The organism is Rhizobium sp. P1_C7 (assembly GCF_056406295.1).
The window spans coordinates 377,080-388,271 of record NZ_JBFUAL010000003.1; the positions used below are offsets into that span (position 1 = coordinate 377,080).

9 protein-coding genes and 4 pseudogenes are annotated in these 11,192 nt (G+C 56.6%); 7 read left to right on the top strand and 6 right to left on the bottom strand.

Going from position 1 to position 11,192, the window contains the following annotated elements; genetic code table 11:
• Positions 1 to 271: 271 nt before the first annotated feature.
• A complete protein-coding gene (locus tag AC1D2R_RS06780; RefSeq protein ID WP_477966034.1) occupies positions 272 to 889 on the bottom strand; it encodes a hypothetical protein in 618 nt (205 codons plus the stop codon).
• A gap of 381 nt (positions 890 to 1,270) precedes the next feature.
• Here AC1D2R_RS06780 and AC1D2R_RS06785 point away from each other — a divergent pair.
• The 4 genes and pseudogenes from AC1D2R_RS06785 to AC1D2R_RS06800 all read left to right on the top strand — a co-directional run.
• Positions 1,271 to 1,456 (top strand): annotated as a pseudogene (locus AC1D2R_RS06785) (response regulator transcription factor); the annotation flags it as partial.
• A gap of 109 nt (positions 1,457 to 1,565) precedes the next feature.
• Positions 1,566 to 1,976: a cupin domain-containing protein gene (locus AC1D2R_RS06790; protein ID WP_477966036.1), complete on the top strand. Its 411-nt coding sequence runs from the start codon at positions 1,566 to 1,568 to the stop codon at positions 1,974 to 1,976.
• 67 nt (positions 1,977 to 2,043) lie between these two features.
• Complete coding sequence (locus tag AC1D2R_RS06795; RefSeq protein WP_477966038.1) at positions 2,044 to 2,802, top strand: SDR family oxidoreductase; 759 nt, start codon at positions 2,044 to 2,046, stop codon at positions 2,800 to 2,802.
• A 1,039-nt stretch (positions 2,803 to 3,841) separates the two neighbouring features.
• The gene (locus AC1D2R_RS06800; RefSeq protein WP_477966040.1) at positions 3,842 to 4,645 is read left to right on the top strand and encodes a sensor histidine kinase; all 804 of its coding nucleotides are present in this window, start codon (positions 3,842 to 3,844) and stop codon (positions 4,643 to 4,645) included.
• 124 nt (positions 4,646 to 4,769) lie between these two features.
• On the opposite strand, the gene AC1D2R_RS06805 is transcribed toward AC1D2R_RS06800, so the two are convergent.
• A complete protein-coding gene (locus AC1D2R_RS06805; protein ID WP_477966042.1) occupies positions 4,770 to 5,066 on the bottom strand; it encodes a DUF982 domain-containing protein in 297 nt (98 codons plus the stop codon).
• 670 nt (positions 5,067 to 5,736) lie between these two features.
• Here AC1D2R_RS06805 and AC1D2R_RS06810 point away from each other — a divergent pair.
• Entirely contained in the window at positions 5,737 to 5,979 is a 243-nt protein-coding gene (locus AC1D2R_RS06810) for a hypothetical protein (protein WP_477966044.1), read from the top strand.
• 439 nt (positions 5,980 to 6,418) lie between these two features.
• Here AC1D2R_RS06810 and AC1D2R_RS06815 read toward each other — a convergent pair.
• A pseudogene (locus AC1D2R_RS06815) lies at positions 6,419 to 7,280 on the bottom strand (SDR family oxidoreductase).
• Positions 7,281 to 7,385: 105 nt separating this feature from the next.
• On the bottom strand, positions 7,386 to 7,583 hold the full coding sequence (locus AC1D2R_RS06820) for a hypothetical protein (protein ID WP_477966046.1): 198 nt from the start codon (positions 7,581 to 7,583) through the stop codon (positions 7,386 to 7,388).
• Positions 7,584 to 7,881: 298 nt separating this feature from the next.
• Between AC1D2R_RS06820 and htpG the strand changes: the two genes are divergently transcribed.
• Together htpG and AC1D2R_RS06830 are read left to right on the top strand one after the other, a co-directional pair.
• Positions 7,882 to 9,771 (top strand): molecular chaperone HtpG, encoded by a 1,890-nt coding sequence (gene htpG, locus AC1D2R_RS06825; RefSeq protein WP_477966048.1) that lies wholly within the window; start codon positions 7,882 to 7,884, stop codon positions 9,769 to 9,771.
• A 605-nt stretch (positions 9,772 to 10,376) separates the two neighbouring features.
• Positions 10,377 to 10,642: pseudogene (locus AC1D2R_RS06830) on the top strand (type II toxin-antitoxin system RelE/ParE family toxin).
• Positions 10,643 to 10,741: 99 nt separating this feature from the next.
• Here the strand turns inward: AC1D2R_RS06830 and AC1D2R_RS06835 are convergent.
• Positions 10,742 to 10,840 (bottom strand): annotated as a pseudogene (locus tag AC1D2R_RS06835) (adenylyl-sulfate kinase); the annotation flags it as partial.
• A 200-nt stretch (positions 10,841 to 11,040) separates the two neighbouring features.
• Positions 11,041 to 11,192, bottom strand: a 152-nt coding sequence (locus AC1D2R_RS06840; protein WP_477966076.1) for a transposase domain-containing protein, incomplete at its 5' end; no start/stop codon positions are given.

Consider the following 11,192-nt stretch of genomic DNA (forward strand, 5'->3'; position numbering starts at 1 on the left):
CCCTCCGCGATCCGAAGGAAGGTTGGGCATATTTCCAAGCCCCCGACCAAGACGCTGACAACCGATACCGCAGCCTGGCGGCGATGGGCAATGGCGATGGTATCGATGGCGTTGAGGGTCATGTTCAGGCTCCAGACGACGGCAGGCACAGCGGATCGGCGGCCGAAAACGGCCGCAGGGAGATCAGAGCTGTATGCGTATCATCCTGAACATGACCCAGGTTCTTACCTGGAATCTTCACGGCAGAATCGGATGGTTAACGGGCTCGCTTTCAAGCGGCGAGCGCCGCAGCCATCCGGCGCAGTTCGGGCATCATCTGCGGCTCTTCAGGTTCAACGATTTCAGAGCCAATATCCATTACGATGGATTTGACCAACGTCGTCTTATTCAACGCGCTTTTCTTGATGAGTTCGTCAAACTCGTCGCCAACGCGGGGGGTCACTTTCATGGAAAGACGTTTTGACGGGGCATCGTGCCAGCTTTTCCACTTCGCTCGATGAACCACCGCATTTCTGCGAAGTCGCTCGACCAAGGAATCATCATTTAGAGACCTATGAACGAAGTAGGCGATCAGTTTTTTTCGGAGGAGTACGCCAGCAGAAGGATCAATGCGGTAGGAAGCCAGGTCCAACGTGTCCATAAACGGCGCGGCCATGACCACTTCTAGGGGCCTGGAGGCAATCTCGCGAGCAACACGGATTGCTGGCGTTGATTGCGGCGGGATAGCTACAACCGTACCACATTCATCACAGGTAGCCGCCATGATCTGCTTCGCTACGCCAGTCCCGCTTTCGAAAGGCACATCGTGGTAATCGAAAGTTGTCGCAACGACCTTCCGGCAGGTTTCGCAGAGCGCCTTGCTCTTATTTCCAGAATACCAGATTTTCATATTCGCCTACCTTGATGGATGTACACTTATGAAGACCGTGTCAGGGTCAACGAAATAGAACTTTATGTACCAGCCATCTCGCTTGAGGATGTGGACTTCAACGCCCTTGAACTCATGGTGTTCAGAACTCTCATGATGCTTGCCATTGCACCTATCGACGATCTTTATCAGTTGCTCGGGAGAAATGTCGCCAGTCATCAAGGCATTCTTGTCCTCGATGCTCCCACGAGCCGCATGCTGATAAGTACCCTCCCTGAGTGCCTTGATGACGCGATACCTGACGCCCTTAAAAGCCATTTCATCCTAAATATACGAAGGTCTTCGTAAAAATCAATGGGTGAGGCACGCTGTGGCAAACATGCCGCAAGAGAGATCATCCAGTGTCTGACACCGCGGGAAGCGGAAGTGTTCGGATTCGTGGCCAAGGGTCTGATGAACAAGCAGATCGCCTATGAAATGGGTATAAGCGAAATCATGGTCAAACTGCATCGCGGTTGGATGATGAAGAAGCTTGACGCCCGGTCTGTCGCAGACGTCGTACGCATCTTCGATGAGGTCTATCAGTAGAGGTCGGAGTGCGCTCAGGCGACATTGCTAACCTTCGTATAGCTATCCGTTCGATGCAGGCCTCGTCTACGATCCTCAGGTAACCGTTCATCTCAGAAGGAGAAAATCCATGCGAACGCTGGCGATCGGCTTGCTATGTGCGGCCATGACGGCGGTACCCGTCGTGGCTGCGGATGAGCCGCATAATGCCAATGTTACCGTGGTGTTCGACCAAGTACTTCCAAACGTCCCCGGCAAGAGCATGCCCGGGGTTTTGGTCGAGTATGGCCCTGGAGGCCATAACCCCTCGCACATGCACCCCAAGAGCGCCTTTATATACGCAACAGTCATCGAGGGCAGCGTCAGGAGCCAGATCAATGACGGCGAGATCAAGGTCTACAAAAAGGGTGAAAACTGGATGGAGACCCCCGGCGACCATCACCGCGTAAGCGCCAATGCGAGCGAGACCGAGCCTGCGAAGCTTCTCGCGGTTTTCGTAGTCGACACCAATGAAACCAAGCTGGTGTATCCCGACAACTAAGTTCGTCGCTGTGCCGCTACCTTAAAGCCGAATGATCCATGTAGGATCTCAACCAAAGGATAAGACCATGAAAATTGTCATCATTGGAGGCACGGGCCTCATCGGAACTAAAGTTGCAGCGCTGCTGAGAAACCAGGGTCACGACGTCCTGCAGGCCGCTCCGTCCACCGGGGTAAACACTCTGACGGGCGAGGGACTTTCCGGCGCACTCGCGGGTGCAGGGGTGGTGATCGATCTTGCCAACTCTCCTTCATTCGCGCCCGCTGACGTACTTTCGTTCTTCGAGCAATCGACCTCCAATCTCATCAATGCGGAGAACGCCGCCGGTGTTCGCCATCACGTTGCGCTTTCCATCGTCGGCATCGAGAGATCACCCGACAACGGCTACTTCCGGGGTAAAGTCGCCCAGGAAGGCATCATCAAGAAGGGCGGCGTCCCGTACACGATCGTCCGGTCAACGCAGTTTATGGAATTCCTGGGCGGCATCGCCGACAGCGCTACGGTCGACAACACTGTCCACGTTTCACCTGGCGCGTTCCAGCCAATCGCGGCAGACGATGTAGCAGGCTTTGTCGCGGAGGCTGCCACCGGTATTGCGGCAAACCAGACAGTCGAGATCGCAGGTCCGGACAAGAAATCGATGAGCGACTTCCTGACAGGCTATCTCTCCGCCACGCATGACGCTCGGACCGTGGTGGTCGACAAGGAGGCCAAGTACTTTGGCGCACTCGTCGACGACCAATCCCTGGTTCCTCTCGGAGCAGCCAAGCTGGGACGACTTGACGTCAAGACTTGGTTTATGCAGCGCGCGAAAGCGGCCGCCTGAGTTTGATATACGACGGCTGGGGCACGGAAGAGTGCCTCGGCCGTCGGCCATGACCTGCGGCCTGCCGCCATCGGTCTTAAACGATCGGTAGTCCCTGACAGGCATCTGCGATTAGAAAGGGCCGCTCGCTATGTCGTATTGGCGCAGGACCCTGTTCGATGCGAGCGCTGCTCTCGATATCTGTCACAATCCTCGATCGGCAGTCCGCCTGGATTGTTGAGGTGTCTTCACCACGATGGCGGCACCGCGCCAATGCGTACCAGCTTGAGCACGCGGCCTTTCCATGCCGGGCGACAGAGCTGTAGCTTCAACCACCGCCGGTCGAATGACCGATGTGAACAGCGTTCCGCAACTCCGGATGTTCCTCAACCGCTGCAACGTCGGCGGAGGCGTGGTGATCCAAGTCATAGCCGCCGCTGACCTTTCCGATCGAACACGGTAGCCTTTTCCCAGAAAGAAGAGCATCCGACTGTCCCAGTCGCCGCCGCAGAGGGGCCACCCATAATGGAACACGAAGCCTGCGCACCCGTCGGACCCAGTCATCGTAGAAAATCGGGTTCCATCCATCGACGTCACGTAGCCACGCCCGGCCTCTCGGGTGTCGCGGTTGATGAGTTGATGTTAATTATGAATTCATGCCGATAATATATTGATATAGTACCAAAAAACTTGCAATGTACGCTAGGATTTCCCTGTCTGAAAAGCGATCCGTACGCTTGATCCGTGACGACCCCTCGATGGCCCTTGAAACCACTATGGCCTTCGGTTGCGGACGGAACTTGTTGGTCTCTAGCCAGTCGTGCGCCTTCCGTTGGACTGAAGCGCGGCGCGGGCGTAAAACATGTCGAGCGATCACAGCGAAGCTCCAGATGGGAGAGCAACCGATGACGCCTGATACTGTCATAGCGGGCAATTCTCCCGTCGACGCCGCAAAGACTGTCGAAAACCTGACCGGCGTCGGATGGGCATTTGGCTTCGTGCACAAGAAGAGCTGCGGGTCGCACAGAGAAATCTCGCAAGGGCGAGCGAAGCGGCGAGCATGGCCGAACTCACGGCATCGATCGCGCACGAAATAGGTCAGCCGTTGGCGGGCATGGTATCGAGTTCCGAAGCCTGTCAGCAGTGGCTCAGCGCCGACCCTCCCAACCTGGAACGTGCACAAAAGTCGATCGAGCGCGTCGTTCTCAGCGCAAAAACAGCAACAGAAGTGGTCCGTCGCGTCCGGGCCCTTTTCAAGCATACCGCAGACGCGCGTCGGACGGAGGCATTTGAAGCCGTGGCAGAGGAAGCCCGCGATATGATGGCCGAAGAGGCCTCGCGACGAGGCGTACGATTGGAATCCCGAATTGAGCGCGACCTTCCACCCTTGTTCTTCGATCCCATCCAGATACAGCAGGTCTTCGTCAATCTCATCCAGAATGCATTGGAAGCAATGGATGTTGCACAAGACTGCGCGATGCTACAGTTGAGCGTCCGACGCGACAGCGAGCGGATTTACACTGAAATATCCGATACCGGGCCGGGCGTGGAAGATCCAGACCGAATATTCGAACCGTTCTACACCACAAAAGGACAAGGGATGGGGATGGGTTTGGCAATATGCCGTTCGACCATCGAAGCGCATGGCGGCAAGCTTTGGGTGGAGAAGAATGTTCCGACCGGAGCAAAGTTCATCTTTGATTTGCCGGTCGAGCGCCAAGCTGCCAACGGTCGATCCCTACGTCGAAGAGTAACGATCATCGACCCATGGGAGCATTCGCGTCAATCCAAACCTAAGTATGCTATCGGCATATACGGTCCACTCCTACTGCTGGCGACGGTCGTGTACGGAGGAAGCGAATGACCAGACATGTCGAATCCGTTGTCGCTGCGAACAAGACCAACAGGATCTGTATCCGCCAGTTTTGCAAGAGTTACCGGGAAAGTGCGAAGAAGAGGGACAGCTGCGCACCGAGTGCCGGAGTTGCTTATGCGGCAGTCCTCGCTCCTGTCGATGACACGTCGGCACTGTAGACAAGCGTGATTATCCTCATACCCGCTTCCTCCGCTGCACGCACGAACGCCGCTCGTGCATCCTCTGCGGAAACGGACCCGGTGATTGCGTCGAGACACGTCTTGACGGCAACTATGTATTCCTCGCCGTCGTCGTCTACCCAGTGTGCGAGGAGGGCATTGGCGGCCTCAAGCAAAGTCCTAATCTTGACCACACGGCCGCCGACGACCAAGGACAGCGAAGAGAATGTGTGCGATGTGTATCGATTCATTACAGACTCTTCCCCCGAAAAGTGTTGCATCGATTGCTCTGCAAGATTCGGTCCACTTGAAAAACCAGGCACGGGCGGGCATTGCAGCGGACGAGTTCCCCCTGCAACGCCACGCGGATATAGTCATGATGCAGCTTGCAAGGGTCGAGCGGAAAGGCTCCCACCTTCATTCCTGCCCGGTTCAACAGGTGGGCGCGCGCTGCTTTCGTGAAGGAGCGGATGGGGAAACCGAGGTCCTCTTGACTACTATGCGCCGCACCAAGAGTTGGACGATGCCCAGGGGCTGGCCGATCGACGGACTGAATGCACACGAGGCGGCTAAGCCGGAAGCAACGAAATGATGTCGGCAAAGGTCCGGCCTCCTCGTGAGACCGGACCCAGTGCCGCCTTGTCGAACAAGCACGGCGCGGGGCTTTTAGGAAACGCATACCGCTAAGCCAACGGTCTCCGATGTTACCAGAGCGGCGAGGGCACTTCATCGCTCCCGGTGGGCCGAAAAACTCCCATAAGCCGGGACGAGGGCTGGCTGGAATTGGTCCTTGTCTCCTAATCGTGGCTGGCGCGGCGCGGCTTGAACAGCGGGAAGGCTAATCGGACCAGTCGTTCGAATATGAACCTCAGATGAACAAAATCGACCGCTAGACGTTGTCGTTAGATAAAGGAGAGCGTCATGTTCCAGTCTAACCCAATAGACCGTTCTAGTTCACTCGCGTCTCTCACGGGCATATCCTCAAGCTTGTCGTCAGCTTTGGCATACTCTGTCGGACTCGAGGGTGCCAAAATCACGGTTGTTAATGATTGCGGTGTGATCGTCTTGGAAGGCGAAGCGCCCTTTGGTTGCCTGGCACGTATTTCCGACATTGCGGCCAGCATCGTCGGTTCGAAGTTTTGCAACCTGATCAAACCGGTTTAAAGCTTGTGAGAAGTCTCGGATGCATGTGGTGCGACCAAGTTGCGACCAAACGGATTTATTGCCACCAAAACTGTAAGTAAGGTAGCAAGAAGGGTCAGCGTCAAAAGCGGCGATTTCGTCAATTTCGCTCTCCTCTGCTTGAGACGGGTCACGGTCCGAGTTCGGCGAACTTATGCGGCCTTAGTGAAAATTCCGTTGTGAAACGGCCGTTCCCGGGGTTAGGTTCCATCGATAATCGTTGGAGATTTCACGGTGAATGCGAACCGGGATAGCCCGAGGTCGAAACAATCCTGGTGGTGGGCCGTTCTCCGCAGGCGTAGTCCACGTGTTTCTGTGGTATTCGTTTCCACACTGAAATCCGACTAGCCGAGCCATGACACGGGTAAACGCGGTCCACTGTAGACCTTCTTAGGGTGGCCGATCACGTGGCACCGGCCCACTAGATCATGATCTCACCACCCGTCACCGGAATAACCGCGCCGGTCATGTAGCTTCCTAGCTCGGACGCAAGGAGTACATACGCGCCTGCCAGTTCCGCAGGCTGACCAGCTCGGCCGATCAACGTCTGTTCGCCAAACTTCATGGTCTTTTCCGGTGGCATTGTGGATGGGATGAGCGGCGTCCAGATTGGACCTGGCGCAACCGCGTTCACCCGAATGCCTTTCTCAGCGACCATTTCAGCCAGCCCTGCCGTAAAGTTCGAAACCGCGCCCTTGGTGGACGCATAGGCAAGTAGGTGCGCTGATGGTTGCCGGGATTGGATCGACGTTGTTTATAATCGAGCTACCGGGCCGCATGTAGGGGATTGCAGCCTTTGATAGAAAGAACGGCGCATAGATATTGGTGCGGAACGTTCGATCCCATTCGTCAACAGAAATGTCCGCGATATCGGCGTAAGTCCGTTGAAACGCGGCGTTGTTGACAAGGACGTCGATGGAACCGAGTTCTCGAACGGTGTGCTGGACAAGGTCCTTGCAGTGATCTTCGGACGTGATGTCGCCCGGGACGACGACCGCCTGTCGACCCGCTTCTCGAACCCACTTAGCGGTATCTTCGGCATCCTCCCCTTCGTCGAGAAACGAGATGAGCACGTCGGCACCTTCGCGGGCAAACGCAATGGCAACTGCCTTGCCGATTCCAGAGTCCGCGCCGGTAATCAGGGCGACTTTTCCCACCATCCTTCCGTTGCCGCGGTAGGAGTGCTCACCATGGTCGGGGACGGGCTGCATCTGTGCCGTCGTGCCGGGCGGTTGTTGGTGCTGTTCGGGAAAGGGTGGGGTGGGGCGGCGGTCGTCGCTCATTGTTGTCTCCTTGCTCGTGCTGGAGGTAAACCACGGCGAGCGGCAAGAGTTCCTGGATGTTTCGCGCCACTACGGGTTTGCAGACGGCATGGACGCCGTGCAGTCTCAGATCGCATCCTTGACCGGCAACTGACCGATACCCTCGTCGTCCGGCTGGACTTGAGCCCGATGGTGATCCAGGTCTGCAGTCTTTTGACCGCCGTCATTCGTCATGACGACCACGCATCCTGGTTGGTCCGCTGTGCCATGCCGGACGAAGCCGACAACAGAAGGGGTCATCGAACAGGTCGGTTTGGGACCCATGCGCAAACTTCTCAGGTGAAGGCGATGTTGTCTGCGACACTTCGCTCCAGATCGTCGAGGCATATGCTGCTCACCGCGAACGGCTAGCCGGAGAAGATGTCTACGACTGGCCAACGTCCCTCGAAGGCGCCACGTTGTGCGGAACCTGAGATGCATCCGATCGTCTTCAGCTCCGCTGATTGATTACCAGAAACCGGCCGGTGGGCGGAGCAAAAAAATCGATCAGGGTCCTTGATTTTTCGTAGGGCGCGCGCCACGTCATCGGCGCATTTTTTCATTCTCTCGATGAGGTCTCCGGGTGTCCCAAATTCAAGAAAAACCAGTCGAAAGCCACGTCTTCGAAGCCGATGTCGCTCGCCTTCTCCACATGATGGTGCACTCAGTCTATTCAGATAAGAATGTCTTCCTTCGCGAGCTGATTTCAAACGCTGCTGATGCCTGCGAGAAGCTACGCTATGAGGCCATCGAAACGCCATCTCTGCTCGGAGGCGATGGGGAAGCGCGCATCACTTTGACGCTCGATGAGGAAGCAAATCGCCTCATCCTGGAAGACAACGGAATTGGTATGAGCCACGACGAGTTGATCGAGGCTCTCGGTACGATCGCTCGATCTGGAACACGGGCCTTTATGGAACGGATCGAAGCTAACAAGCTCGGAGGCGAGGGGTCGCAACTTATCGGGCAGTTCGGCGTCGGCTTCTACTCATGTTTCATGGTCGCCGAGCGCGTCGACGTCGTCTCTCGACGTGCCGGATCGGACGAGGCGTGGCGTTGGTCGTCGGATGGCAAGGGCAGCTATGAGGTTACTGCGATCGACTCGATAAATGCGCCAGCTCGGGGGACACGCATCGCTCTCCATCTAATGGAGGATGCCAAGAACTACACATCCCGCTGGACGGTTGAACGTATCGTCAAGGAACAATCGGGCCATGTGCCCGTGGCAATCAACATTATCGCTAAGCCAGGCGGCGAGCCAGAGCGGATCACCGACGGCTCCGCACTCTGGACCAAGGCCAAAAGCGACGTGTCTAAGGACGAGTACACCGACTTCTACCGCGGAGTATCAGGACAGTACGATGATCCGGCGCTGACTGTCCATTTCCGGGCGGAAGGAAGGCACGAATATACCGCACTGGCCTTCGTCCCCGGTTCCCAGCCGTTCGACATGTTCGACCCCGATCGCAAGGGGCGAATGAAGCTATACGTGAAGCGTGTGTTTATTACCGACGATGCCGAGCTTCTGCCACGCTATCTTCGGTTTGTTCGTGGTCTCGTCGACACCTCTGATCTGCCTCTGAATGTCTCTCGCGAGATGATCCAGGAAAGCCCGATCTTGTCGGCTATTCGCAAGGGTGTGGCGAACCGTATTGTAGCAGCGATCGAAAAGCTCGCGGAGAGTGCGCCTGAAACATTTCGTACCCTCTGGGATAATTTCGGTGCAGTTATCAAGGAAGGCATCTACGAGGATTTCGAACGCCGCTCCCAGCTCCTTGCGCTATCGCGGTTCCGGACGACAGTCTCAGGCGAGGGCTTCAGGTCGCTTGACGAATACGTCATGGACATGAAGAGCGAGCAAAGTGTCATCTATTACCTGGCGGGCGGCAACCTCGAACAGTTGAAGGCATCGCCGCAGTTGGAGGGTTACCGTGCACGAGGGATAGAAGTGCTGCTTTTGACGGACTCCATCGATAGCTTCTGGACGATGAACGCCCCTGAATTCGAAGGGAAGGCGTTTAGGTCGGTAACGCAAGGCGGTGCCGACCTATCCCAATTCCCCAAGCTTGATGGGCAGTCTATTGCTAGCCCGGAGGCCGCTACGGAAGCGGCGGTGTTTGTCGAGTTTGCGAAGAAGACGTTGGTCGATCAGGTCGCAGATGTTCGGACCTCCGATCGGTTGACGGAGAGTGCGGTGTGCCTTGTCGCGCCCGAAAACGGCTATGATCGTCAGATGGAGAAAATCCTCCAGAGTGCCGGCCGTCTCGACACAACGGCGAAGCCGATCCTCGAAATTAACCCCGCGCATCCGATGGTCGCCGCAATCACGGCAATGAAAGATGACGACGGGTTCCGTGAGGACGCGACATATCTGCTTCTCGACGAAGCCCGCATTCTAGATGGGGACAAGCCAGCCGATCCCCGAGCGTTCGCCGAGCGTCTGGCGCGGGTGTTCGCGAGGACGGTGCGCTGAGTTAGGACCCTTTCCGTCGCTTCGAACCAACTGACTTGTACGAGATTGGGCGTGCGTTTCGCGATGTACGGCGACTAAGCACGACCGATCACGGCAAATTCCGGTGGGGCAGATCACCCCGTCGCTGGAACCTGCTGCCCGCTTGTCTGGGTCATGTCTGTTCAATGTGAAGGCGATGTTGCGCTTGGCTCGGCGAGCCCCGCCTATGTCGCTCTCAGCTTCCTGATACGTCTCGCTCGGAGCGTAGGAACAACCTCGCAAAATAATAAGACTACTAGGACGATGATTGTCATTCCGGTCATGAACCGATTATCCGTCCAAGGCACCGTGCGGGGAGGGGCGGGTGAGACGCTCCATCCGGGTTTTAGCTTTGACAGTTGGAGCAGCCGGTCATTTCGCCGCATCGAGGTAAGAGAGCGCTTGTCGCCGTCGGGCAATGACGCGGGGTTCGTAGGGTTGCGGGTATACACGTAGATACGGTCGCGGCTAGGGCAGGGGGTAGGGATCTTTTAACCGCAGCGGCCGACGGCGAAAGATGAGCCGTCCCTAAGGTTACCCGATCACCCTCCTTGTTTCGGGCATGCAGCGTTCTCTTGCAAACAGCAATGACGATTCACAGTTTCAAAGACGCGCGGTCACCTGAACTCATTGCCGGAAAAGTCCCTAAAGGATTCCCGCCCGATGTCGTGAAGACCGCACGCCGGAAGCTGTTTATGCTCGATAGCGCGGCCGCGTCGACCTGTTAGCGCCACCGGGGAACCGTCTTTGAAGCGCTCCACGGCGACCGCAAAGCATCAACGGCCAATGGCGGATTTGCTTCCGCTGGACCGACGCCGGTCCCGAAGACGTAGAGATTACGGACTATCACTAGACCAGACCGCCAAGAGGAAGGACTCACATGACACGTTTCCACCCGCCGATTCATCCCGGCGAGATTCTCCGTGAAGAATTCATGGAGCCGCATAACCTGAGCTTGGGCGACCGAAAGCAATCCCGTTCGGGTGACTTTAAGTGGGTTTACTGAGTCTGCGATTACCGTTCTGTACAGAGCCAGATTGTCTCCGGCCAGAGGACGGCACAATCTTCAGTGCCCGCGAAATTCGTGCGACTAACCGCTCGTCGACCAACCGACCGGCTTCGATCTTTGCAATCTCGAACTCTGTAAGTCCGCAGTATGCGGCGTCCACGCCCCATTGATTTTTCAGTTGCAGCGGCTTGATAGTTTTACCTGGGGGCCGGTGTGAGCTCACCGACGAGTATCTGACGAGCTCATTGTGCGGCCTTGATGCGGGCGGCATAGGCCCAAGGCATCAGGGCATCGATGTCTTTGACGAGGTGGCCGTTTGCGAGGCGGGTGAAGAGGTCGCACAGATAGGCGTAGGGCTCAACGCCATTCATTTTACAAGTGCCGATCAGGCTGG

Bases quoted from the DNA above. Each gene is read 5' to 3' on its own strand.
- AC1D2R_RS06820 (WP_477966046.1), bottom strand. From the start codon at position 7,583: ATGGGTCCCAAACCGACCTGTTCGATGACCCCTTCTGTTGTCGGCTTC.
- AC1D2R_RS06805 (WP_477966042.1), bottom strand. From the start codon at position 5,066: ATGAATCGATACACATCGCACACATTCTCTTCGCTGTCCTTGGTCGTC.
- AC1D2R_RS06800 (WP_477966040.1), top strand. From the start codon at position 3,842: ATGGCCGAACTCACGGCATCGATCGCGCACGAAATAGGTCAGCCGTTG.
- AC1D2R_RS06790 (WP_477966036.1), top strand. From the start codon at position 1,566: ATGCGAACGCTGGCGATCGGCTTGCTATGTGCGGCCATGACGGCGGTA.
- AC1D2R_RS06780 (WP_477966034.1), bottom strand. From the start codon at position 889: ATGAAAATCTGGTATTCTGGAAATAAGAGCAAGGCGCTCTGCGAAACC.
- AC1D2R_RS06795 (WP_477966038.1), top strand. From the start codon at position 2,044: ATGAAAATTGTCATCATTGGAGGCACGGGCCTCATCGGAACTAAAGTT.
- AC1D2R_RS06810 (WP_477966044.1), top strand. From the start codon at position 5,737: ATGTTCCAGTCTAACCCAATAGACCGTTCTAGTTCACTCGCGTCTCTC.